The sequence below is a fragment of the Enhydrobacter sp. genome (assembly GCA_025808875.1).
Classification (GTDB): Bacteria; Pseudomonadota; Alphaproteobacteria; order Reyranellales; family Reyranellaceae; genus Reyranella.
Window position 1 is genome coordinate 3,234,718 of sequence record CP075528.1, and the last position, 24,274, is coordinate 3,258,991.

A 24,274-nucleotide genomic window follows, 5' to 3' on the forward strand; every position below is an offset into this window, starting at 1 on the left:
ACTCCCCCGCTACACGCCCAGATAGGCCTGCTTGATGGTGTCGCTGGCCAGCAGTTCAGCCGACGTGCCGGAGCTGCGGATCGTGCCGGCCTCGAGCAGGTAGGCGCGGTCGACGACCTGCAACACCTGCTGCACGTTCTGCTCGACGATCAGCACCGTAAGACCGGAGGCGCGGATGCGCTTGACCAGTTCGAACACCTGCTGGACCACGACCGGCGCAAGGCCGGCGGACGGCTCGTCGAGCAACAGGAGTTTGGGGTCGCTCATCAGCGCACGGCCGATGGCGCACATCTGCTGCTCGCCGCCCGACATGGTACCCGCCATCTGGTGGCGCCGCTCCTTCAGGCGCGGGAACAGGTCGAACACGAAATCGAGACGCTGCGCGAACTTCTTGCGCGCCTCGGGGATGAACGCGCCCATCTTCAGGTTGTCCTCGACGGTGAGGCGCGGGAACAGCCGGCGATTCTCCGGCACATGGGCGATGCCGAGATTGACGATGCGATGCGCCGGCGTCTTCACCACGTCGGCGCCCTCCATTGCGATCGAGCCGCGGGTCGGGCGGATCAGGCCGGAGACGACGCGCATCAACGTCGTCTTGCCGGCACCATTGGGGCCGATCACGCCGACGGCCTCGCCCGCCCTGACCTCGAGGTCGATGCCGAACAGCGCCTGGAAGCTGCCGTAGCCCGCGTCGATCTGCCTGAGCTCGAGCATCAGCGTCGCCCCTCGGCCGCGGCGGCCTGAGTAGCGTGGGCATCCGTGCCGAGATAGACCTCGATGACACGCGGATCACTCGACACTTGGCCCGGCAGGCCCTCGGCGATCTTCTCGCCGTGGTCAAGCACCATGACGCGGTCGACCACGCGCATGAGCACGCCCATGATGTGCTCGACCCAAATGATGGTGATGCCGAGCTCGTTGCGGATGTTGCGTAGCATCTCGGCGGCCTGGTTCATCTCCTTTTCGTCCAGCCCGCCCAGGCTCTCGTCGGCGAGCAGCAGCTTGGGGCCGGTGGCCAGCGCCTTGGCGAGTTCGAGCTTCTTCAGGCCCGCCGCCCCCAGCCCGTCGACGGGCGCGCGTCGGTCGGTCGGCAGGCCGACCATGGCGAGCGCGCGCTCGGCCGCTTCCTCCGCCTTGGCCCGGCTGTGCAGGACCTGGCCGGTCTGGCCGTAGAAGCCAGCCAGTTCGACGTTCTCGAAGATCGACAGGCGGCGAAACGGTCGCGGGATCTGGAACGTGCGGCCGATGCCGCGATGGATGGTGCGGTGGGGCGACAGGCCCGCCAGTTCGTGTCCTTCGAACAGGATCGATCCCGCGGTCGGCGCAAAGGTGCCGGAGAGCATGTTGAAGATCGTGCTCTTGCCCGACCCGTTGGGGCCGATCAGGCCGAGAATCTCGCCCTGATCGACCTTGAACGACACGTTGTTGACGGCCGTGAACCCGCCGAAACGCTTTACCAGACCCTCGACGACGAGCACCGGCCGTTCATCCCCCGCTGATGGTGCCTACTTCGACGAATAGACCGTGCCGGCCGGGAACGGCAGCACCGGATCGCGTTGCTGCTGGCTCTTGGGCCACACCACGTAGGACTTGTCGTCGACATACTGGACGACGACCGGCGAGGCGCGCTCGTTCTGGCCGGCGATCGGCGAGCCTTCGCCAGCGTACTTGACGCCGAAGCCGAGCATCGTGCCGCCCTCCGGCAGGTCGACCTCGAGTGCCGCCTTGCGCAAAGCGTCGGCGTCGATGCCGCCATACTTCTTGATGGCGCGCGGCAACACTTCCTTGAAGAACACGTAGGTGTTCGACGCCGCCATGCCGACATGGGCCGAGCGGATGGTCGTGCCGGGCTTGGCCTTGTCGTACTCCTCGCCGACCATTTTGATGAGCGGCGGGAGCGCCTTGTCGAGCGCGTCCTGCTTGGTGTCCCAGATCGAGATCGGATCTACGTTGTAGAAGTAGTTGACGTCCTTGCCGAGGCCTTCTTTGAGCTTGGAATAGACGCCGTAGCCCGCGCCGTGGCCAATCAGGGCGCTGAACTTCAGGCCGCCCTCGCGCGCCTGACGATGGAACAGCGTGATATCCGGATTGTAGCCGGTGTGGAAGATCACGTCCGGCCGCGCGCGCTTCAGCTTGGTGATCAGCGCGGAGAGGTCCGGCGCCGTTGCGGCGTAGCCTTCCTTGAGTGCGATGTTGAAGCCCGCCTTCTTGGCGCCCGCCTCGTTGCCCTTGGCGACGTCGACGCCATAGGCGCCGTCCTCGTGGATGATCGCCACGCGCACGTCCTTGGCGTCCTTGCCGAGCTTGGCCTTGGCGTTCTGGGCGATGAAGTCCATCGACAGCTCGCCGAACTGCGCGCCCGACGGCTGGGTGCGGAACACGTACTTGAGATTGCGGTTCTCGAGCACTGCCGAGGAGATGCAGGTCGTGATCCACATGAACTTCTTGAGCTGCTCGACGCGCGCCGCGACCGGCACGCATTGCGCCGACGAGAAGAAGCCGAGCACCATGTCGACCTTTTCCTGCTCGATCAGCCGCACCGCCTCATTGATCGCCACGTCGGGCTTGCTCTGGGCATCGGCATAGACCGCCTCGATCTTGTAGCCGTCGACGCCACCTTGCTTGATGAAATGGTCGATCATGATCTTGGCGCCGAGGTGGTGGAGTTCGGAGCCACCGCCGGCGAGCGGGCCGGTCAGGTCGTAGATAACGCCGATCTTGATCTTCTTTTCCTGGGCCTGGGCGGTTGCCGCCGTGGCGAACGCGGCGATCGTGGCCGCGAGCCCGCCGAACAGGCGGGCGATCATGCGCAATGTCATCTAGTTCCTCCCAGAATCGCGCTGGCTGGTGCCTTGTTCCATGCATCACACGAGCGCGCCCGTGCGATGTCAAGCGTCCCGCGGTCAGCGGCCCTCGCCGGGCGTCAGAATGTCGAACATCATTCCGGCCGGCGGTTCGAGCAGCGAGAGCAGGAACACGAGGCGGGCCGCGTCGCCCTCGATCGACAACGCACGCGTGCCCATCGCCTCGGCCGGCGTCGTCTTGCCGAGCAGGACGGCGTCGAGCGTGGCGCGTGTCGTGGTCACGGTCGCGACCGCGTCCGGCGCCAGCTCCTTCATTCGATGTGTCAGAGTAGAGTGCGTGAGCGTCCAGGCCAGCGTTTCACCTCGGTCGGTGAAGCGCCAATTGACGACGAGCGAGTGTCCTGCGGCCCTGGCCGCATCGAGCCGGATGGCCAGCGCGTCGAACAGCACGTCGGTACTCAGGCCGGCCAGGGTGTCGGCGCTCAGAGGCAGGCGCGCCGGCATCTTGAACACGCCGTGCCGCAGTTCCTGCGCGCCATAGAGAAAGGCGTTGCGCCAGGTCGCCGACTCGGCCTGGTACCCCATCTGCTCAAGCGCATCGGCGCAGAGCGCGCGCGCCGCGGCGTGGCCTGGCTCGGCGAACAGAACCTCCTTCAGGACCTGCGCCACCCAGCGGAATTCTCCCCGGGCGAAGTCGTCGCGCGCGCGGGCGACGACGGCGTCGGCACCACCCATGTACGCGACGAACTTGCGTGCCGCCGGCGCCGGCGGCAGCGGATGGAGGTTGCACGGATTGCCATCGTACCAGGAGAGGTAGCGCTGGTAGACCGCCTTCACGTTGTGGCTGACCGTGCCGTAGTAGCCGCGCGCCGACCAGCGCTCGGCCAGCCCGGGCGGCAGGTCGATCGCCTCGGCGATCTCGGCCGGGCGCCAGCCCTTGTTCATGTAGCGCAGGGTCTGGTCGTGAATGTGCTTATAGAGGTCGCGCTGCGACTCAAGATGATCAAGCACCGCCTCGCGTCCCCAGGTCGGCCAATGATGCTGGCCGATCAGGATCTCGGTACGCGGGCCGTAAAGCGCGATGGCGTCGGAGATGTAGCGCGCCCAAACGCACGGATCGCGCGCCACCGCGCCGCGCAACGGTATGAAGTTGTGCAGCAGCGGGCAGGCATTCTCCGCCATGTTGAGGACGCCGAGGCCGGGATAGAACATGTGCATCTCGGCCGGCGCCTCGGTCTCCGGCGCGAGCTGGAAGACGATCCTCACGCCGTCGATCGTGTGCTCCTCGACCGCATCGACGATCAGCCGCGTCGGCGCGATCAACCCCGCCGTGCCGCGGGCAACGCCCTTGCCGAGCCCGGCGTCGACCTGGCCACGCGCACCGCGCGGCAGCAGGGCGCCGAACTGGAACTGCGCACGCCGGATCATCGGCGGACCGGCCAGCACGTTCTCTCCCGAAATCGCCTCCATGAAGCCGTCGGGCGCGATCACCGCGACCTTGCCCGCCTTGACGTCCTCCTCGTCGACCACGCCACGCACGCCACCGTAGTGGTCGACGTGGCTGTGGGTGTAGATGACGGCGACGACGGGCTTGCGCGGCCGGTGGGCGTAGTAGAGGTCGAGCGCGGCGCGGGCCACCTCGGCGGTGGTGAGCGGATCGACCAGGATTAGCCCCGACTCGCCCTCGATCACCGTCAGGTTGGCGATGTCGAAGCCGCGGAGCTGATAGAGGCGCTCCGTCACCTTGAAAAGGCCATTGGCGAGGTTGAGCCGCGCCAGCCGCCACAGGCTCGGGTTCACAGTCGCGGGGGCGAGTTCACCGTCGATGAAGGCGTACTCGCCGAGGTTCCAGAGCACCGTGCCGCCCGGCGTTCGGACGACGCCTTCCGGCACCGGCGCGACAAGCCCGCGCTGCGCCGCCTCGAAATCGCGCGTGTCGGAGAACTGCAGCTTCGCCGCCATCGCCGCATTGGCCGCCCGCGTCGCGGGCTCGGCGTCGCGCGCCGCCTCCAGGTGCGAGGCGGGAACCGGAACCGCGGAACTCGAAGTCATGTCATCTCTCTCTTTTCAGGCCAAGCTGCCGGCGAACTTCTCGGCAAGCTCCTCCCGCCTGAAACGATCGACGACGTGATCGATGAAGGCGCGGGTCTTGCCCGGCATCAACGTCCGCGTCGCATCATAGATTGAAATCGTCCCGGCGTCGGCATGTCGGCCCGGCACGAGGCGAATGAGGCGCCCGGCCTCAGCCCTCCACCTTGATGCCGTTCTCCTTCACCACCCTGGACCATAGCTCGGTCTCCGCCTTCACGCGCTCAGCGAAGGCGGCGGGCGTGCTGCCGGTCGGGACCAGGCCGAGACCGGCAAGCTTGTCCCTCACCCCCACATTTTTGAGGATCTCGAGGCAAAGGCTGTTGAGCCGTTCGACGACGATGACAGGCGCGCCAGCCGGCGCAACCAGGCCAAAGAACGCCGCGCTCACGAGATCGGGCATGCCGAGTTCGACCACGGTCGGCACCATCGGGCAGATGGGCGAGCGCTCGCGGGCCGCGAGGCAGATGCCGGTGAGCCGGCCCTGATTCACGTGGTTGCCGGTCGGCAACACGACGTCGACCAGGATCGGCACGTGGCCGGCCAGCACGTCACGGACGGCGTCCGCCGAACCCTTGTAGCCCACCACGTCCATCTTGAGTTTGGTGCGGGTGCGGAAGAGTTCGCCCCACAAGTGCGGCTGGTTGCCGATACCCGAGCAAGCGAAGCGCACCCGCGCAGGTTGAGTGTTCACCCAGGCCGCGAACGAAGCAAAGTCCTTGATGGGAAGGTCCTTGTTCACGGCAAGCAGGTCATGGATGTCGGCCAGCGTCGAGATCATCTGCAGATCCCTCAGCGGTTCGAACGGCTGTTTGAAGCCGAGCGCGACGTTGGTGGCCATCGTCGTGGCGCCGAGCAGCAAAGTGTGGCCGTCGGGCTTGGCCTTGGCGACGAAGTCCATGGCGATGATGGTGTTGCCGCCCGCCTTGTTCTCCACGATCACCTGCTGGCCGAGCAGGACGGTCATCTTCTCCGCCACAGTGCGGGCGAGCGCATCGGCCGACCCACCCGGCGCATACGGCACCACGATCTTCACCGGCTGACTCGGCCAAGCCTGGCCCCGCACCGCCGCCGGCCCGATGATTGTCCACCCGGCCACGCCCGCCAGCACGCCACGACGCTTGAGCATCCTTCCCTCCTTCTTTATGTCCAATAATCAGACGGTCTATTTCAATTACGACTAATAAATGGACACGAGTCCAGCGAAAGCGTAGTTTTTGCGAAATGGTACCCGCCACGCGGCCCAAGCCGACTTTCCTCCCCTCGCCCTCCGCTGAAGACGTGCTCGCGGGAAGCAGCGGCGACGCGGCATTCGCCACGACGCTCGCGAAAGGGCTGGTGGTGCTGGAGGCGTTCGACGCCGGCACGATCATGCTCGGCAACATGGAGCTTTCAGCCCGGACCGGAATCCCCCGGCCGACCGTTGCGCGGCTGACCCACACGCTCGCCGAGCTCGGCTATCTCCGCTACGACATGAACGTCGCCAAATACCGCCTCGGCGCGCGACCGCTGAGGCTGGTGCGGCCCCTGCTCGCCGGCATGCCTTTCCGCCAGGCCGCGCGTCCGCTGATGCAAGACCTCGCGGAGAGTGTCCGCGGCACGGTGTCGATCGGTCTGCTCGACGGGACTTCGGCGATCTACGTCGAAACGGCGCGTTCGGGCGACGTCGGCCCCCACGTCCCCGACATAGGACTGCCGATCACCGTCGTGAGGACGGCGATGGGGCGCGCCGCCGCCGCACTGCTGCCGGCCGTCGAGCGATCGCAGCTCGAGCAGCGCATCGCCGAGGACGATGGCGACATGTGGTCCACCTATCGCGACCTCTATCGCAACGGTGTGCGGCAATCGGCCGAACGCGGTTTCTGCACCTGCCTTGGCGAATACATGCCTGCCATCCACGCCGTCGCCTCGCCCCTCTTCCTGGCGCAAGATCTCAAGCAGGCCTTCGCCATCAATTGCGGCATCCCAGCCTTTCGCCTGCAGCCGGGCCAGCTCGAGGCGGAGATTGGCCCGCGCATTCGCGCCCTTGCCACCAGCATCCGCGCTTTCGTCGGCGCCGGCGAGCCCGTGATCGAGTTCGGCTGATATCGTTCGAAGGCCTATTCCGCCGGCTTCAGTCCCGACATGGCGACCTGACGCTCGCTGGGCAGGAAGGAGATCGCGAGGACGGTGCACATCGCCACGAAGGCGAGCAAGGCGAGCAGCGTCGGAAAGCCCGCCGCCTTCACGGACGGTCCGATGGCGGCGACGACCAGGGAGCTCACGCCGAAGCCGATGGCGAGCCGCATGCCGGTGACGCGGCTGCGCATGCGATCGTCGATGTAGCGCACGATCATGGCGTCGGTGAACGGGATGGCGCCGAACACGAACACCATGAAGAGCGTCGTCACGGCGACCAGCGCCCAGCCGTCGACGACGGCGGCCAGCACGAACAGCGGCACCTGGGCGAGCAGGATCGGCAGGTAGATGGTCTTGAGCGGATATCGGTCGATCAGCGCGCCGACCACGAGCTGGGCGAGCGAGGCGATGGTGAACACGAAGAACAGCACCACGCTCAGCAGCCAGGGATCGGCCGCCAGCTCGGCAATGCGCGCCTTCAGCATCTCGCCGTTGCCGTTGGTGGTGAAATTGAACACGATCGACCCGGAAATCGCCGCGCAGGTCATGATGAAGAAGACGCGCGCCATCAAGGCCGGCGGCATGTCGAGCATCTTGGGCTTGCGCTTGGACGGCGCCTCTTCCTCGCGCGGCACGAACAGCGCGAACAGAACGGCGGCGGCGATGCAAACGATGCCCGGGACGACATAGGCCATCTGCCAGCCGTAGCGCGTCGCCAGCACCACCGAGACGCTGGCGCCGATGGCGATGCCGAGATTGCCGACCAGGCCGTTGACTCCGATCACGAAGCCCGGCTTGTCGGCCTTCTGCACCAGCATCGGGATGCCGACGGGATGGTAGATCGAGGCGAACGCGCCCATCAGCGTGAGGGCAAGGCCGATCTGCCAGGCGTTCTGGCAGAGCGCGATCAGCAGGCACGAGGCGCCCATGCCGGCGAAGAACAGGATCATCATGACGCGGCGCCCCCACTGGTCGCCGAGCTTGCCCGACACGATCGAGCCGGCGCCGAACATGAACGACGCACCGAAGGCGTAGGGCGTCAGCTCCTTCCAATCGGCACCCCACACGCCGGCGATCACGCTGACGGTGTAGAGGAAGATCACGAGGACCCAATGGTCCATCGCGTGGCCGAGATTGAGCAGGAGGGAGGTCGGACTGCTGAGCTTCATGACGCGTTTCCTCGCCCCTGAAGGATAGGCGGGACGGCCTTGGCTGTCTTGCGCTAGAATGCCAAAGAATGTGGCGAAAGCGCCAAACCTCGGATCGCTCCACCAACCCCGCCGACTATCAGAAGGTGCCGCGGGCGGTGGCGGCCATGCCCAAGGACTTCGCGGCGGGCCATGCGATCGCGCCGCACCGACACCGGCGCGCGCAGCTGATCTATGCGACTGCCGGAACGATGCGCATTTCGACCGATGACAGCGTCTGGCTGGTGCCGCCGCAACGTGCGCTATGGATGCCGACCGGCGTCGAGCACAGCATTTTCATGCCGGGTGATGTCACGATGCGCACGCTCTATCTGCGGGCGGACGCCGCTGCGGGCATGCCCCGGACCTGCCGCGTGCTGCCCATCTCGGCCTTCCTGCGCGAGCTGATCGTGCGCGCCACCGAGCTGCCGATGCACTACGACGAAAGCGGACCGGCCGGGCACGTCGTCGCGCTCATCGTTTCCGAGCTCGAGCGCGCGCAATCGCTGGCGCTGCACCTGCCGATGCCGCGCGACCCTCGCCTGCGCGGGCTCTGCCGGGCGCTGCTCGATGCGCCGGGCGATGTCCGCCCCCTCGCGGCATGGGCGCGCACCATCAACACCAGTTCGCGCACCCTTGCCCGACGGTTTCAGAACGAAACCGGGATGAGCTTCGGTGCCTGGCGCCAGCAGGTACGTGTGCTGGAAGCGATGGGACGCCTTGCAGCCGGCGATGCCGTTACCCAAGTAGCATTCGATCTGGGTTACGAGAGCGTCAGCGCCTTCAGCGCCATGTTCCGGCGGGCGTCAGGCACCTCGCCACGCCATCACCAGCCGCGTTCGCACTTGCACTGACAAATCCATGCAGGATTTGTGGATTTATCCATATTCTGCAACCGGTTAGCGCACAGAAACCTTGACGTAACGGGTGTTAATCTCCCCAATTCCCACGCCATTTGCGGTAGTCTGAACCGTCGTTTACACCAGATCGGCCGCTGCGGAGGCAGCCCTCGGAGTTTGTTTTGAAGCCGACCGACATCGTCAATCCGGATTACTTCCACAAAGTCGTCGATTGCCAGTGGGCGTGCCCCGCCCACACCCCGGTGCCCGAATACATCCGGTTGATCGCACACGGACGCTACTCCGACGCCTACATGATCAACTGGAAGTCCAACGTCTTCCCGGGGATCCTCGGCCGCACCTGCGATCGCCCGTGCGAGCCGGCCTGCCGACGCTCCCGCGTCGAGGACGAGACGCTGGTCAAGGGCAAGAAGGAGCCCGTTGCCATCTGCCGCCTCAAGCGCGTCGCCGCCGACTACAAGGACGACGACATCCAGGCTCGCATGCCCAAGGCGCCGAAGAAGAACGGCAAGCGGGTGGCCTGCATCGGCGGTGGCCCCGCCTCGCTCACCGTCGCGCGCGACCTTGCGGTGCTCGGCTACGAGATCGTCATCTACGACCAAGATCCCAAGCTCGGCGGCTTCATCCGCACGCAGATCCCGCATTTCCGCCTGCCCGAGTCGGTGATCGACGAGGAAGTCGGCTACATCACCGGCATCGGCAACATCGAGTTCCGCCAGCAGAAGATCGACTCGCTCAAGCAGGTATTGGCCGAAAACCACGACGCCGTGTTCGTCGGCTGCGGCGCGCCGCGTGGGCGCGAGCTCGACGTGCCGGGTCGCGCGGAAGCGGCCGCCAACATCCATATCGGCATCGACTGGCTCTCCTCCGTGTCGTTCGGCCATACCACCAAGGTCGGCAGGAAGGTGATCGTGCTGGGCGGCGGCAACACGGCGATGGATTGCTGCCGCACGGCCCGCCGCCTCGGCGGCGAGGACGTCAAAGTCATCGTGCGGTCGGGCTTCGACGAGATGAAGGCGTCTCCCTGGGAGAAGGAAGACGCGATGGGCGAGGACATCCCGATCCTCAACATGCTCGTGCCGAAGGAAGTGAAGCACGACAACGGCAGGATCAAAGGCGTGCTGTTCGAGAAAGTTGTCGCCAAGTACGACGACAAGGGCCGCCGCTCCCTGGTGCCGTCGGGCGAGCCCGACGAGTTCCACGAGTGCGACGACGTCCTGGTGGCGATCGGCCAGGAGAACGCCTTCCCGTGGATCGAGAAGGACGCCGGCATCGAGTTCGACAGGTGGGGTCTTCCGCAGCTCGACGAGAAGACGCTGCAAAGCACCAACAAGAAGGTGTTCTTCGGCGGCGATGCGGCGTTCGGCCCCAAGAACATCATCTGGGCGGCGGCGCATGGGCACGACGCGGCGATCTCGATTCACAAGATGCTGACCGGCGAGAACCCGGAGGAGCGGCCGGCGCCGGGCGTCAACATCGTCAGCCAGAAGATGGGCATCCACGAGTGGAGCTACGACAACGCGCCCACCATCGACCATCGCTTCAAGGTCCCGCATCGCGCCAAGCAGGAGGCGCTGAAGGACATCATGGCGGAGGTCGAGCTCGGCTTCGATCCACAGCTCGCCTACAAGGAAGCACAGCGCTGCCTGAACTGCGACGTCCAGACGGTGTTCACGGGCAATCTCTGCATCGAATGCGATGCCTGCGTCGACATCTGCCCGATGGACTGCATCACCTTCACTGAGAACGGTGAGGAGAAGGAACTGCGCGCACGGCTCAGCGCGCCGGCGATCAATCCGACGCAGGACCTCTACATCGGCAACGACCTCAAGACCGGCCGCGTCATGATCAAGGACGAGGACGTCTGCCTTCACTGCGGGCTGTGCGCAGAGCGCTGCCCGACGGGCGCGTGGGACATGCGCAAGTACTACATGGAAATGACTCACGCGGAGCACGCATGCCGCAAGCAATAGCCGCCGTTAACGACTTCGTCGTCAAGTTCGCCAACGTCAACGGTTCCGGCTCGGCGAGCGCCAACGAGCTGTTCGCGCGCTCCATCCTGCGCATGGGCGTTCCCGTCAGCCCGCGCAACATCTTCCCCTCCAACATTCAGGGCCTGCCGACCTGGTACGAGGTGCGGGTCACCGAGAAGGGCTATCTCGGCCGGCGCGGCGGCGTCGACATGATGGTCGCGATGAATCCGCAGACCTGGGGCGAGGACGTCAGGGAGATCGAGCCCGGCGGCTACCTGTTCTACGATTCAACCAAGCCGATGCCGTCCTCTATGTTCCGCGAAGACATCAATGTGATCGGCGTGCCGCTGACGGCGGTCACCAACGCCACCTACAGCGATGCACGACAGCGTCAGCTGTTCAAGAACATCATCTATGTCGGCGCACTGTCGGTTCTGCTCGACATCGACCCCGAGGAGATCAAGCGGCTGTTCGGCGAGCAGTTCAAGGGCAAGGAGAAACTGCTCGACTCCAATGTCAAGGCGCTGAACCTCGGCCGCGATTGGGCGACGCAACACCTCGACGTCGGCGCGGTGAAGCTGAAGGTCCGCCGCGCCGACAATGTCGGCAAGCGCATCTTCGTCGAGGGCAACAACGCCGCGGCGCTCGGCGCCGTCTACGGCGGCGCCACGGTGTGCGCCTGGTATCCGATCACACCCTCTTCCTCGCTCGCCGAGGCCTTCATGGCGCACTGCAAGCGCCTGCGCCACGACAAGGCGACGGGCAAGGCCAAGTACGCCATCGTCCAGGCCGAGGACGAGCTCGCATCGATCGGCATGGTGATCGGCGCGGCCTGGAACGGCGCGCGCGCGTTCACGAGCACGTCGGGCCCCGGCATATCGCTGATGACCGAGTTCATCGGGCTGGCGTCCTTCGCCGAGGTGCCGGCCGTCATCGTCAACGTGCAGCGCGGCGGTCCCTCGACGGGCATGCCGACCCGAACGCAACAGTCGGATCTGCTGAGTTGCGCCTACGCCTCCAACGGCGACACCAAGCACGTCCTGCTGTTCCCCGAGGATCCCAAGGAGTGCTTCGACTTCACCGCCGAGGCGCTCGACCTCGCCGACCGGCTGCAAACCCCGGTGTTCGTGATGACCGACCTCGACATCGGCATGAACCACCGGCTTTGCCATCCGTTCGAATGGGACGACAAGCGAGACCTCGATCGCGGCAAGGTGATGACCGCCGAGGAGTTGCAGGCCGGCAAGAACTTCGGCCGCTACCTCGATGTCGACGGCGACGGCATTCCCTATCGCACCTACCCCGGCACCCATCCGACAAAGGGCTCGTATTTCACCCGCGGCACGACCAAGGACGAATACGCGCGCTACTCGGAGGAAGGCGCCGTCTATGTGCGCAACATGGAGCGGCTGCAGAAGAAATTCATGACCGCCGCCAGGATCGCGCCGCAGCCCGTGCGCTATTCGTCGCCCAAGGCGACGCGCCACGGCGTGATCTACTTCGGCTCGACCAGCCCGGCGATGGCGGAGGCACTCGACCACCTCGAGGAAGGCGGCAACCACGTCAACGCCCTGCGGGTGCGTGCCTTTCCCTTCGCCCAGTCGGTCGAGGATTTCATCCACGAGCACGACAAGGTGTTCATCGTCGAGCAGAATCGCGATGCCCAGCTGCGCACCATGATCCTGAGCGAGTTCACGCTCGACGCCCGCAAGCTGATCCCCGTGCTGCACTACGACGGCACGCCTATCACCGCGCGCTTCATCGCCGCCGATATCGCCAAGAAACTCGCCCAGCTCAAGGTCGTTCCGTTCGAGAAGGCCGCGTCATGACCTACATCGCCAAGCCCAAGCTCCACCATCCGTCTCTGGTCAAGAACAAGGCCGGCTACACTCGCCGCGACTACGAAGGCGCCGTGTCGACCCTGTGCGCCGGCTGCGGCCACGATTCGATCAGCGCCGCCATCATCCAGGCCTGCTACGAGCTCGATATCCTGCCGCACCAGGTGGCCAAGCTGTCGGGCATCGGCTGCTCATCGAAGGCACCGACCTACTTCGTCGGCGCCAGCCACGGCTTCAACACCGTGCACGGCCGCATGCCGTCGGTGATGACCGGCGCCAATCTCGCCAACAAGGACCTGATCTACATGGGCGTGTCGGGCGACGGCGACTCGGCGTCGATCGGGCTCGGCCAGTTCGCCCACGTCATGCGCCGCGGCGTGAACATGACCTACATCGTCATGAACAACGGCGTCTACGGCCTCACCAAGGGTCAGTTCTCGGCCACCGCCGACAAGGGCTCGATCAGCAAGAAGGGCGTCGCCAACTCCGACGAGTCGATCGACATGGTGTCTCTCGCCATCCTGATGGGCGCGACCTTCGTCGGCCGGTCGTTCTCGGGCGACAAGCACCAGCTCGTGCCGCTCATCAAGGCGGCGATGGCGCACAAGGGCGCCGCTTTCCTCGACGTCATCAGCCCCTGCGTCGCCTTCAACAACCATGCCGGCTCGACCAAGAGCTACGACTACGTGCGAGAGCACAACGAGGCGCTGAACCGCATCGACTTCATCGAGGGCCGCGAGGAAATCACGGCCTCCTACGAGCCGGGCACGGTGACGACGGTGCAGCAGCACGACGGTTCGCTGCTGCGCCTGCGCAAGCTCGGCGAGGAGTACGATCCGTCCGACAAGATCGCCGCCATGCAGCGCGTGCAGGAGGGTCTGGCGGCCGGCGAGGTCGTGACCGGCCTGCTCTATCTCGATGCCGCGCCCAAGGATCTGCACTCGAACCTGAACACGGTCGACGTCCCGCTCAACCGGTTGAAGACGGCGGATCTCTGCCCCGGCTCGGCGACGCTCGACCGGATCAACGCCGGCCTGCGCTAGGCGGCCGACGCGCGGCGCCATGGACGACGGCGCGCAGGGCTTCCGCTTCGGCGGGACACTCCATCCCTGGGGCACGCGGTTCGACGCTCTCGTACCCGATCATGCCGGCGACGGCTATGCCAGCCGCGAGCTGGCGTGTGGCGAGGCCTTCGGATTTCGAACGACCTACGTCGAGCTCACCGCGCCACGGCCGAACCGGCCGGTGACCGTCGCCGCCTACGAGATCGCCGACGTGCTCGCCCCCAAGGAAGCCTTCGCGCGATTGGTGATCGGCCTGGGCCAGCCCGACAAGATCTCGCGCGAGGAGGTCGGGCCGGGGCCGCACGCCTCCAACGTCGTCGCGCTCCATGCCGTGTGGAAGCGCCCCGGACACGACGTTTCGGTGTCGCTCTACGGCGCGCCGCGCCCGTCCGAGTTCGGCGACGGCATCGGCAAGCTCTACCTCTCGTGGAGCGATCTGGATGCCGCCGCCGCGCCATTCCTCGCGCCTTGGTCGATCGAGAACGAGGCGATCGCGCAGGCCTCCGCAACGGCGACGCCGTCGATCTTCACCGTCCGCTATCCGATCTTCGATCCCGACTACCCGACACCCAGTCGGCAGGCGCGCGTGCTCAACACGCCGGAGCTGTTCGAAACGCCGGCCGACGCCGCCAAGCGGCTGGGCACGCGCGCCTTTGCGCTGTGGAGCGACCCCGGGGGAGGCTGGTACCTGTCGCACGGTCGCGACACCATCCGGCTCGGCACCCGGCGCAGTGCGACGGTTCAGGTGCTCGACATCAAACCCGCGCGAGGCTCGGGCTTCGCCGGCATCGAAGCGGGCTCATGGACGGTACGCGACGTTCATGGCTCGCGCACGATCGCCGACGCCGCGGCGGCGATCCGCCGCGTGCCCGGTCTTCGGATCGAGCGCGTGACCGGCCACGATGCGTGACCCGGTCAGCGCTCGAGATCGAGTTCCCCGGGCGGCGGTGCGACCTTCAGGTTCATGCGGCCGTCGTAGATCGGGCGGGCCCCGGTCGTCGGCCCCGGATACTGCACGAACAGAACCGTGCCACCTGTTTCGGTCCGCATCTCGTTCTCGAAGTGCGGGTCCTCCATGTAGACGAGGGTCCCCGGCCCGTAGCGCCGCTCGCCCATCCGGAATTCGCCGTCGATGATGTACCAGACCTGCGCGAAGTCATGCTTGTGCAGGGGGAAACCGGCGCCGGGCTCGTAGCGCAGGAAGCCGACATTGGGTGTGTTGGGCCGCTCTGGCGTCGGATGGAACAGGAACTTGGTGACGTTCCTGAAGCGCCCCATCTCCCACTCCATCTCGTCGGGATGCCTGAACTCGGGGGCATGGTGGCTGGCGGTCGCGCTCATCGGCGGGGTCCTCGGTGCGTGTCGACGCGGCAGTAGAGCATCACGCCGCGACCTCGACCAGCCGTCCCGTTTCGCCCGGTGCGCGCTGGAGCTCGAGCTGACGGTCGTGCCACTGACGAAGCGACGGACGATGGCCGATCGAGACCAACGTCGTCCCCGGCAGGCGCTTCTTCAGCTCGCCATAGACCGCCGCCTCGTTGGCCTCGTCGAGCGACGCCGTCGCCTCGTCCATGAAGAGCCAGTCGGGCTTGAAGACCAGGGCGCGGGCAATCGCCAGACGCTGCTGTTCGCCGCCCGACAGCACATTGCTCCAGTGCGCCTCCTCGTCCAGCCGCTCGACCAGCTGACCCAGCCGGGCGGCGCGCAACGCCTCGACGATCTCCTGGTCGCTCGCGGTCGATTCCTCGTCGGGATACTTCACCGCGTCGCGCAGCGTGCCGATCGGGATGTAGGGCTTTTGCGGCAGGAAGAGGACGCGCGCCCCCGCCGGCACCCTCACCTGCCCCTGGCCGAATGGCCAGATGCCGGAGAGGGCGCGGAACAGCGTGCTCTTGCCCGAGCCGCTGGCACCCGTGACGAGCGTCGAGCGGCCGCACGGCAGCGCGATCGTCGCCGCCTCCAGAAGCTTCTGGCCGTTGGGCAGGGCAAGCGTCAGCCCGTCGGTGCCGACATCGGTGCGGTCCGTCTCGGGCGCGACCTCGATCGCCGTCGCCGGCTTGTTGTCGGCCGCCCGCTGCAGGCCGAGCAGGCGATCCATGACGGCACGCAGCTCGGCGAGCGAGGTGTAGTTGTCGACGAAGAACGACAGCGCGTTCTGGACCTGGCCGAACGCCGATGCCGTTTGCATCATCACGCCGAGCGTGATGGCACCCGCGAAATAGCGCGGCGCCGTCACCAGGAACGGGAAGATGATGGCGAGCTGGGCGTAGCTCACCTGGTAGAAGGCAAGCTGCGCCTGGGTAAACAGCACGCGCCAGCCGTTGGTGAAGATGTCGGCGAAGCGTGCATTCAGCATTTCCGCCTCGCGCTCCTCGCCACGATAGAGCGCGATCCCCTCGGCATTCTCGCGCACGCGAACGAGCGAAAACCGGAAGTTGGCCTCGAAGCGCTGCCTCTGGAAATTGAGCGGGATCAGCCGCCGCCCGACCAGGTTGGCGAGGAACGTGCCGACGACGGCGTACAGCAGGCACGCCCAGGCCATGTAGCCCGGTATCACGATGTCGATGCCGATCGGCGCCAGCGACAGCGGACCGGAGAGGTTCCACAGGATGACGATGAATGAAACGAGCGTCGCCACCGCGCTCAGCAGGCCGAGGAAAAGCACCATCGTGTACTCGCCGAGCAGCCGCAGATCCTCGGCGATGCGCTGGTCGGCGTTGTCGACCGAGCGTTGCAGCTCGATGCGGTAGTAGCCCCGCCCGTCGAGCCAGTGCGCGAGATAGCGGCGCGTCAGCCAGCGCCGCCAGCGCAGGCGCAGGTAGGGACTGACGATCGCGCGCGAGATGCCGACGACGATGAACAGGCAGGCCAGCCAGGAAAAGGTGATGATCTCGCGCCAGAAGACCTCTTCTTGCTTGTTCTGCAGGGCGTCGTAGAAGCGCCGGTTCCAGTTGTTGAAGAGCACCTCCAGTCCGACCGCGCCGAAGGTCAGCGCGACGGCGCCGATCAGCAGGGTGGCGGCGACCGGCCACTCCTCCGAGCGGAAATAGGGGCTGACCAGCCGCCACCAATCACCGATGAACGAACCGACTCTCTTCATGCGAATGTCCTTTCGGCGCGCACCCTAGCCGATATCGACCCATGACAAGAGCGGCCGCGGGGTCTATAGCCGCCGGCCGATGGATGTTTCACCCCTAGCGGCCCGGCGCGTCGCCCTCGACGTGCTGGTCGCCTGTCTCGCCAAGGGCCAACCCCTCGACGATGCCCTGGGCCGCCACGCCGGCTTCGTCGAGCTCGATCCCCGCGACCGTGCCTTCGTGCGCCTGTTGCTCGCGACCATCCTGCAGCGGCTGGGCGAGATCGACGAGGTACTCGGTGCGATGATCGAGCGTCCCCTGGAAGGCGCCAATGAAACGGGCCTCGAGGTGCTGCGGCTCGGCGCCGCGCAGCTCCTCTTCCTCGGCACGCCCGCGCACGCCGCCGTCGACACCTCGGTGCGGCTGGTCGAACAGGTCGGGCTGCCGCATCTCAAGGGCCTGGCCAATGCCGTCCTGCGCCGGGTCGGCCGCGAGGGCGTGGCGCTGCTGGGCGACCGCGATCCGGCGCGGCTCAACACGCCGGCGTGGCTGTGGCGGGGCTGGATCGAGACCTACGGAGAGGCAACGACGCGCGCCATCGCCGCCGCGCACCTGGTCGAGGCGCCGCTCGACTTGACGCCGCGATCGAACGCGGCGTTCTGGGCCGGCCGCCTCGACGGCGAACTGCTGCCGACGGGCACGATCCGCCGTGCTTCGGGCGGGCCGATCGCCGAGTTGCCGGGTTATGCCGAGGGCGCCTGGTGGGTGCAGGACGCCGCGGCCGCTTTGCCCGCCCGTCTGTTGGGCGACATAGCCGGCAAGACCGTCGCCGATCTCTGTGCCGCGCCCGGGGGCAAGACGATGCAACTCTGCGCGGCAGGCGCCGAAGTGACCGCCGTCGATATCTCGGCCCGCCGCATGGCGCGGCTCGGCGAAAACCTGGCGCGCGCCGGACTCGAAGCCCGGCTGGTGACGGCCGATGCCGGCAAGTGGTCCCCCCCGGGGAAGTTCGACGCGGTGCTGCTCGACGCACCCTGCACCGGCACCGGCACCTTGCGCCGCCATCCCGACATTGCCTGGCTGAAGGACGAGGAGGACGTCGGCCGGCTGACGCTGACGCAGGACCGATTGCTGCTGCGCGCCATCGACCTGCTGAAGCCCGGCGGTACGCTGATCTATGCCGTGTGCTCGCTGCAGGAGGATGAAGGGCCGGCGCGGCTGCAGGCACTGCTGGCGCGCCACCCCCGCCTCGTGCGCACGCCCGTGCAGCCCGTGGAGTTGCCGGGCCTCGCCGATGCGATCACGCCCGCAGGCGACGTGCGGACTCTACCCTCGATGTGGGCCGAACGCGGCGGCCTCGACGGGTTCTTCATCGCCCGCCTGCGCCACGCTCACGCCTGACTCGCACCTCACACCATCGAGCTCGGCCGGTAGAAAGGCTGGTGCTTCGAGGTGTCGATGTAGTTCTCGTAGAACTTGCGCACATGTGGCAGCAGCGCAACCGACAGCTTGCGCCGCTCGACTTCGTCGTCGGCCAGCGCCTTGCTGAGGTCGTCGTGCAGCGCCTTCAGCGCCGCGGTGCGGTCGATCTTGGTGAACCTGCCGTTCTGGTAGATGACCTCGCCGTCGCACATCGTCATGGTCACCGACTGCTGCTTGGCGCGCTGCACGACGGCGTCGAGCGTCGGCGTCATTTCGTCGAGGTAGGGATAGGCGATGCTGTCCCAGTCGAGCAGCACCATGTCTGCGGCCTTGCCGACCTCGAGCGTGCCGAGGCTCTCGCCATAGGGTGTCGTGTGCGCGCCCCCGACGGTGGCCATACGCAGCACCTGGGCCATGGTGGGCACGTCGGCCTCGGCCATGCCGGGCACGCGATGGGCGCGCAGCACGAGCTTCAGCTCCTGCAGCATGTCGCGGTCGTCGTTGATGCCGGCCTCGTCGAGTCCGATCGCGGTGTTGACGCCCTTCTTCTCGAAGACATTCAACGCCGCCACGCCCGAGCGCAGTCGGAAGTTCGAGGAGCAGTTGTGGCAAACGCAGCCCTTGGCATCGGCCAGCCGGTCGATGTCCTTCTCCGAGAGCCACACGCCATGCCCGAGGGTCAGGCGATGGTTCACCATGCCGAAGCGGTCGATGTACTCCAGCGCCGTGCAGTTGCCGCGCCTCCAGGCATATTCCTTCTGGTAGGCGGTCTCGACCAGGTGCATGTGCATCGGCGCATCGTACTTCGCCGATGCCTCCGACAAGGTGGTCAGCGCCTTGTCGGAGCACCAGTGCAGGTTCGCCGGGGCGAGCTGGATCTTCACGCGCCGTTTGTTGTGATGCTGGGCATGGAACGACTTGAACATGTCCATCGCGTCGTCGAGGCCCATCTTGAAGCGGTCGAACCAGCGCTGCATCGGCCCCCGGAGCTCCGCAGGCAGACCCCTCACGAACTCCTCGTCGGCCTGATAGACGAGCCGGTTCTGGTCACGCACTGCGTAGCAGTAGCTGACGCGCATGCCGACATCCTCGTAGGCGCGGATGACGTCGCCCGCCCGCTTTTCGACCTCGGCCAAGGTGCCCGGCATCCAGCCGTGGATATGCTGGACGGTCGTGATGCCCGAGCCGATCATCTCGAACGCCGAGTAGAGCGTGTCGAGGTAGAGATCGAGATTGCGGATCACCATGCGCGTGATGAACCACAGTTCGAGCGGCATGTCGGGGGAACCGAGCTGGACCGGTGTCAGGCCGACATGGTGGTGGCCGTTGACGAAGCCGGGCAACAGTACTTCCTTGCCCGTCCCAATGACCGGAACCGTCGGATGCTTGGCGCTCAGGTCGTCGTAGGTCCCGACGGCCACGATGACGCCGTCCTCCTGCAGGACGGCGCCGTTTTTGATCTCGTTCCAGGTGAATCGGTCCTTTACGCCGGCGATGGTGGCGCGGCTGCGGATCAGGCTGGTGGCCATTGCGGGCTTCTCCTTCGAGTCAGGCGACGGCGGACAGGGCTTCCTGCTCGGCAAAGGCGCGGTCGACCTCGTCGCGCAGCAGGTCGGTGAGCTGGATGCGCAGTGCCTCGGCCTCGCGCGAGAACAGGTTGCGCGGCCGCGGCAAGGCGATGGGCACGATCGTCTTGATGCGCCCGGGTCGGGCGGTGAACACGACCACGCGGTCAGCCAACGCCACCGCCTCGTCGATGTGATGGGTGACGAACAGCACCGAGGCGCCGCTCTGCTTCCAGACGTCGAGCAGGAAGTCCTGCATGCGCGCGCGCGTCTGCACGTCGAGCGCGGCGAAGGGCTCATCCATCAGCAGAACCTTGGGCCGCATCGCCAGCGCGCGGGCGACGGCGACGCGCTGGCGCATGCCGCCCGACAGCTCGTCAGGCCGCTTCTCCATGGCCGCCGTCAGGCCAACCCGCTGCAAGGCCTCGGCGGCGACCGCGCGGCGTTCCTGCCGTGAGGCACCGCGGATGGACAGGCCGAAGCTCACGTTCTCCCACACCGTCAGCCAGGGGAAGAGCGAGGTTTCCTGGAAGATCAGGCTGCGCTCGGGCGACGGTGCGCCGACGGGTTCGCCGAACGACCAGACGTTGCCGGTCGTGGCATCCTCGAGGCCGGCGATGAGATAGAGCAACGTGCTCTTGCCGCAGCCCGACGGGCCGAGGAACACCACGAACTCGCCGGGTTTCACGTCGAGGTCGACCCCGGTCAGCGCCTCGTGGGCACGCCTGGTTCCAGCCGCCCAGGTCTTGCCGACGCCACGGCAAACGACGGCATCCTTGGACGAATAGGTCGGGGCGGCGTCAAAGGCCACGCAACTTCTCCCTGGTGTCGGGCAGCCAGTACAGGATGCGCCGCTGGGCCAGACGCAGCAGCCAGTCGAAGCAGAAGCCCAGCACGCCAATGACGGCGATGGTGAAGAACACCAGAGACGGATTGAAGGTGTTGCGCGCCAGCATGATGACCTGGCCCATGCCGTAGCCCACGCCGGTCGACTCGGCCACCAGAACCACCATCCAGGCGCCGAACAGGTTGAGGCGCAACACCTGCAGCATGCCAGGCAGGATCGCCGGCACGATGACCCTGCCGTAGATCTGCGGCTTGGAGGCGCCCATGGTGCGCGCCACGTTGATCAGGTTGGCGTTGACGCCGTCGATCTGGGCGATGGTCGCCAGCACCATGTGGAAGAACAGTGCCACCACCACCATGAAGATTGCCGGCGCGTTGCCGATGCCGAACAGGAAGATCGCCACCGGCAGCCAGGCGATGGGCGATACCGGTGAGAGAAGGGTGACGGTCGGCAGTACGAGCTTGTCGAAGAACTGGTAGTAGCGGATCAGCACCCCCACCGCGATCGCCAGCACGGAAGCGACGACCAGGCCGACGAAGACGCGCATAGTCGTGGCGGCAACCGTGATCATCACCGATTCGAAGGCCGACGGCCCCTCGCCCATCGAATTTCCGACCTGCCAGCGCGTGGCGGTGTTGAAATACCTGCCCTGTTCGGCGAAGTTGCTCAGGAAGATGTGCGGTGGCGGTAGCAGCTTCGGATCGGCCCAGCCCATCGCCCAGCACACCTCCCAGATGCCCGCGAAAAGGCCGACCGACAGGCAAGTCCACCAGACCTTCGCCAACCAGTCGGCGCCGGCCATCGAGGCGAAGAGGCGCGTTACCGCCGCCGGGCGGGATGAGACCCCGGCGGCGGTGCCCGCTTTGCGGTCGCGTTCGACGACCGCCATCTCAGGCGGACTTGTACTTGAGCTTGCCGTAGAGCTCGGGGTTCTCCTTGATCACCGCCTCGAGCATGGCCCAGTCGATGGCATCGCGGCCGGGCTTCTTCTTGATGTAGCCCATCTCCACGACGCTGTCGGTTCGCTGCAGGATGAAGTCGGTCTGACTGCGCGCATCGACCACCGCCGGCTGCTTGCCCTGCGCGATTTTCGCGTTCTCCATCGAGGTCTTGTAGTACTTGCCGACCAACTCCTTGAGCACCGCGTCGGTCTGTGTCTCGGCGTCGAGCTGGGCCTGCATCATGCTCTTGATGATCGCCTTCAGTCCGGCCGGATTGTCCTTGATCAGGCTCGCACGGGCGGCGAGGACGCAGTCGGTGTAGCCCTTGCCGTAGAGATCGACGCCGTCGGTCAGCATGACCGCGCCCTTGACGTCGTTCACCAGCGCGGACGCATAGGGTTCGATGGTGCAAATCCAGTCGATGGCGCCGGCCTTGAAGGCCTCGACGGCCTCGGGCGTGTTGCCCATGTAGCGCACCCGAACATCCTTGAACGAGATGCCGTTCTTCTTGAGGTAGTCGTACGGCATGACCTCCAGCGTATCCATCTGGAAGGTGCCGAGGGTCTTGCCCTTCAGTTTCTGCGGCGAATCGAGGCCCGGTCGAGCGACGATGGCGCAACCCTCGACGCCGCCGCCAGCGACGATCTTGACCGGGGCACCCTTGTCGTAGAGTGCCATGAACGAGGTATACGGCATCAGGCCGATATCCACTTGGCCCATGCCCAGGAACGTCACCATCTCGGCCGAGGTCGGCGTGTTGATGAAGATCAGCTCGGTGCCGGCAGCTTTCGCATACTGCCGCGAATGGGCGAGAAAGATGTTGAGGTTGCAGAAGCCCGAGCCGTGTGTCGATTTGATGCCCGCGGCGCCGAAGGCTGGCCCCACGCCCATCGCAATGGTCGTAGCCGCGGCCGCGCCTTGCAGAAACCTGCGGCGCGAGGCGCCAAGGCGGGAGGCGGCGGAGAAATCCATCTTCGACAGCTTCGGAAAATGTGTACAGCCAATGCGATCACACATGACGTGACCTCCTGGATCAGCGGATTGGGACGGGTTCCTGGCGATGTTTGTTCGGTACGCACGACCTCACGTCGGCACGCCAACCGAAGAGAACCGCCTAAGCGGCCTGCGCTGTTCTGGATCGCTGCAAGGGATGTGCCATGCGAGATGTATGCGAGAATCGGTGGTCGTCAGCGCAGTTGCTGCGCCGCGCCCGCTCAAATCTTGGTCAGCCGGCCTGTTTCTTCAGCGCCTCGCGATATCGCACGCGCTCGCGATAGCCGATGTAGAGGCCCGACGCGACGATCACGGCTGCGCCGACCCAGGTCCAGAAGTCGGGAAGCTCGTTGAACATGAGGTAGCCGAGGATCGCCGCGCCGAGGAGCTGGGCATAGTTGAAGGGCGAGATCACCGCCGCCGGCGCCTGGCTGTAGGCGATGGTCAAGAAGTAGTGGCCGGCACCGGCCATGATTCCCATGCCGACGAACATTGCGAGCTGCCAGTCCCACGACGGCGCAATCCATTCGAAGGGCAGCAACGGACTGGCCGCCACGGTGCCGACGATGGTGGCGAGCGTCGCCGATGCGTCGGGCCGTTCGCTCTGGCCATAACGGCGCGAGAAAAGCTGATAGAGCGCGCTGCAGATCGTGCTGCCGACGATCAGAAGCGCATGCCAATCGAAGGCGTCGGCGCCCGGCCGCACGACGATCAGGGCGCCGATGAAGCCGACGACCACGGCCGCCCAACGGCGCGGCCCGACATGCTCGCCAAGCAGCCGTGTCGACAGCGCCGTCACGATGATCGGGCTGGTCAGCGAAATCGACGCCGCGTCCGCCAGCGGCAGCACGGCGATGCCATGGAAGTAGAGGTACGACGAAACGAACAGCAGCAGGCCACGCACGAGCTGCGTGTCGAGGCGGCGGATGCGGAACAGTTCGCGGCCCGCCGTCGGCAGGAAAATGGCCAGCATGAAGACGAAGGCGAAGACGTAACGCGCCCAGATGACTTCGATCACCGGGAACGTCGCCGACAAGGTCTTGGACAAGGCGTTCAAGATCGAGAAGCACGACATGGCCAGGAGGATGGCGACGATGGCGCGCAGGATTCGGTCGGTCGAGCCGGTGCCGGGCGGCGGTACGCTACTCATCGTTCCTTGCCCGTGTCCCGGGGCGCCGTCGCGCCGTCGAGCTCTTCCTGGGCATTCCTCAGCAATGCCGATTCCTGCGCACTCAGCGCGGCGCGCTGCGCGACCGCAAGCCGATGGGGCTCGGGATCGATCGTCACCAGCAAATCGCCGACCTTGACCCTCTGATTGTCGACGACGTGGACCTTGGCGACCGTACCCGTCACTTCCGGCGCGACCGCGACGAGGTCGGAGCGCACATAGGCGCCGTCGGTATAGGCGACGAAGTCGGTCACTTCATAGAGCAGGAACAAGCCGGCGATGGTGCCGCCGACGATGGCGGCGCGGCGCACGCGGCTGTTCATGATTCC

The 24,274-nt window shown here is 66.3% G+C and carries 21 protein-coding genes; 7 read left to right on the forward strand and 14 right to left on the reverse strand.

Features of this window, described 5'->3' with window-relative positions; translation table 11 throughout:
* Positions 1-9: 9 nt before the first annotated feature.
* The 5 genes from KIT25_16035 to KIT25_16055 all read right to left on the reverse strand — a co-directional run bounded on the left by KIT25_16035 (position 10) and on the right by KIT25_16055 (position 6,021).
* Complete coding sequence (locus tag KIT25_16035) at positions 10-714, reverse strand: ABC transporter ATP-binding protein (protein ID UYN93557.1); 705 nt, start codon at positions 712-714, stop codon at positions 10-12.
* The gene (locus tag KIT25_16040) at positions 714-1,478 is read right to left on the reverse strand and encodes an ABC transporter ATP-binding protein (protein UYN93558.1); all 765 of its coding nucleotides are present in this window, start codon (positions 1,476-1,478) and stop codon (positions 714-716) included. Before KIT25_16040 ends, KIT25_16035 begins: the two co-directional genes overlap by 1 nt.
* Before the next feature lie 27 nt (positions 1,479-1,505).
* On the reverse strand, positions 1,506-2,819 hold the full coding sequence (locus tag KIT25_16045; protein ID UYN93559.1) for an ABC transporter substrate-binding protein: 1,314 nt from the start codon (positions 2,817-2,819) through the stop codon (positions 1,506-1,508).
* A gap of 84 nt (positions 2,820-2,903) precedes the next feature.
* Positions 2,904-4,856, reverse strand: a complete 1,953-nt coding sequence (locus tag KIT25_16050; GenBank protein ID UYN93560.1) for an MBL fold metallo-hydrolase — start codon at positions 4,854-4,856, stop codon at positions 2,904-2,906.
* A gap of 190 nt (positions 4,857-5,046) precedes the next feature.
* Complete coding sequence (locus tag KIT25_16055) at positions 5,047-6,021, reverse strand: tripartite tricarboxylate transporter substrate binding protein (GenBank protein ID UYN93561.1); 975 nt, start codon at positions 6,019-6,021, stop codon at positions 5,047-5,049.
* Positions 6,022-6,116: 95 nt separating this feature from the next.
* On the opposite strand from KIT25_16055, the gene KIT25_16060 reads away from it, so the two are divergent.
* A complete protein-coding gene (locus KIT25_16060) occupies positions 6,117-6,977 on the forward strand; it encodes an IclR family transcriptional regulator (GenBank protein UYN93562.1) in 861 nt (286 codons plus the stop codon).
* Between the two features lie 14 nt (positions 6,978-6,991).
* On the opposite strand, the gene KIT25_16065 is transcribed toward KIT25_16060, so the two are convergent.
* On the reverse strand, positions 6,992-8,179 hold the full coding sequence (locus KIT25_16065; protein ID UYN93563.1) for an MFS transporter: 1,188 nt from the start codon (positions 8,177-8,179) through the stop codon (positions 6,992-6,994).
* A 68-nt stretch (positions 8,180-8,247) separates the two neighbouring features.
* Here KIT25_16065 and KIT25_16070 point away from each other — a divergent pair, with 68 nt between their 5' ends.
* From KIT25_16070 to KIT25_16090, 5 genes are all read left to right on the forward strand, one after another.
* Complete coding sequence (locus tag KIT25_16070; protein ID UYN93564.1) at positions 8,248-9,051, forward strand: helix-turn-helix transcriptional regulator; 804 nt, start codon at positions 8,248-8,250, stop codon at positions 9,049-9,051.
* Positions 9,052-9,218: 167 nt separating this feature from the next.
* The gene (locus KIT25_16075; protein UYN93565.1) at positions 9,219-11,030 is read left to right on the forward strand and encodes an FAD-dependent oxidoreductase; all 1,812 of its coding nucleotides are present in this window, start codon (positions 9,219-9,221) and stop codon (positions 11,028-11,030) included.
* Positions 11,015-12,859 carry a 2-oxoacid:acceptor oxidoreductase subunit alpha gene (locus KIT25_16080; GenBank protein UYN93566.1) on the forward strand — a complete coding sequence of 615 codons (1,845 nt, stop codon included), beginning with the start codon at positions 11,015-11,017 and terminating at the stop codon, positions 12,857-12,859. Before KIT25_16075 ends, KIT25_16080 begins: the two co-directional genes overlap by 16 nt.
* Positions 12,856-13,911, forward strand: coding sequence for a 2-oxoacid:ferredoxin oxidoreductase subunit beta (locus KIT25_16085; GenBank protein UYN93567.1), 1,056 nt, complete (start codon positions 12,856-12,858; stop codon positions 13,909-13,911). The genes KIT25_16080 and KIT25_16085 overlap by 4 nt, the downstream gene beginning before the upstream one ends.
* Before the next feature lie 19 nt (positions 13,912-13,930).
* Entirely contained in the window at positions 13,931-14,842 is a 912-nt protein-coding gene (locus KIT25_16090) for a hypothetical protein (GenBank protein ID UYN93568.1), read from the forward strand.
* Between the two features lie 5 nt (positions 14,843-14,847).
* On the opposite strand, the gene KIT25_16095 is transcribed toward KIT25_16090, so the two are convergent.
* Together KIT25_16095 and KIT25_16100 are read right to left on the reverse strand one after the other, a co-directional pair.
* A complete protein-coding gene (locus tag KIT25_16095) occupies positions 14,848-15,273 on the reverse strand; it encodes a cupin domain-containing protein (protein UYN93569.1) in 426 nt (141 codons plus the stop codon).
* Positions 15,274-15,313: 40 nt separating this feature from the next.
* Complete coding sequence (locus tag KIT25_16100) at positions 15,314-17,032, reverse strand: ABC transporter ATP-binding protein/permease (GenBank protein ID UYN93570.1); 1,719 nt, start codon at positions 17,030-17,032, stop codon at positions 15,314-15,316.
* Positions 17,033-17,111: 79 nt separating this feature from the next.
* Between KIT25_16100 and KIT25_16105 the strand changes: the two genes are divergently transcribed.
* Entirely contained in the window at positions 17,112-18,410 is a 1,299-nt protein-coding gene (locus tag KIT25_16105; protein ID UYN93571.1) for a methyltransferase domain-containing protein, read from the forward strand.
* An 8-nt stretch (positions 18,411-18,418) separates the two neighbouring features.
* Here the strand turns inward: KIT25_16105 and KIT25_16110 are convergent, their stop codons facing one another.
* From KIT25_16110 to KIT25_16135, 6 genes are all read right to left on the reverse strand, one after another.
* Positions 18,419-19,960, reverse strand: a complete 1,542-nt coding sequence (locus KIT25_16110) for an amidohydrolase family protein (GenBank protein ID UYN93572.1) — start codon at positions 19,958-19,960, stop codon at positions 18,419-18,421.
* 19 nt (positions 19,961-19,979) lie between these two features.
* On the reverse strand, positions 19,980-20,807 hold the full coding sequence (locus KIT25_16115; GenBank protein ID UYN93573.1) for an ABC transporter ATP-binding protein: 828 nt from the start codon (positions 20,805-20,807) through the stop codon (positions 19,980-19,982).
* Positions 20,797-21,732, reverse strand: a complete 936-nt coding sequence (locus tag KIT25_16120; GenBank protein ID UYN93574.1) for an ABC transporter permease — start codon at positions 21,730-21,732, stop codon at positions 20,797-20,799. Before KIT25_16120 ends, KIT25_16115 begins: the two co-directional genes overlap by 11 nt.
* 1 nt (position 21,733) lies before the next feature.
* Positions 21,734-22,675 (reverse strand): ABC transporter substrate-binding protein, encoded by a 942-nt coding sequence (locus KIT25_16125; protein ID UYN93575.1) that lies wholly within the window; start codon positions 22,673-22,675, stop codon positions 21,734-21,736.
* A 334-nt stretch (positions 22,676-23,009) separates the two neighbouring features.
* Complete coding sequence (locus KIT25_16130; GenBank protein ID UYN93576.1) at positions 23,010-23,927, reverse strand: DMT family transporter; 918 nt, start codon at positions 23,925-23,927, stop codon at positions 23,010-23,012.
* Positions 23,924-24,268, reverse strand: coding sequence for a biotin/lipoyl-binding protein (locus KIT25_16135; protein ID UYN93577.1), 345 nt, complete (start codon positions 24,266-24,268; stop codon positions 23,924-23,926). The genes KIT25_16130 and KIT25_16135 overlap by 4 nt, the downstream gene beginning before the upstream one ends.
* Positions 24,269-24,274: the final 6 nt, after the last annotated feature.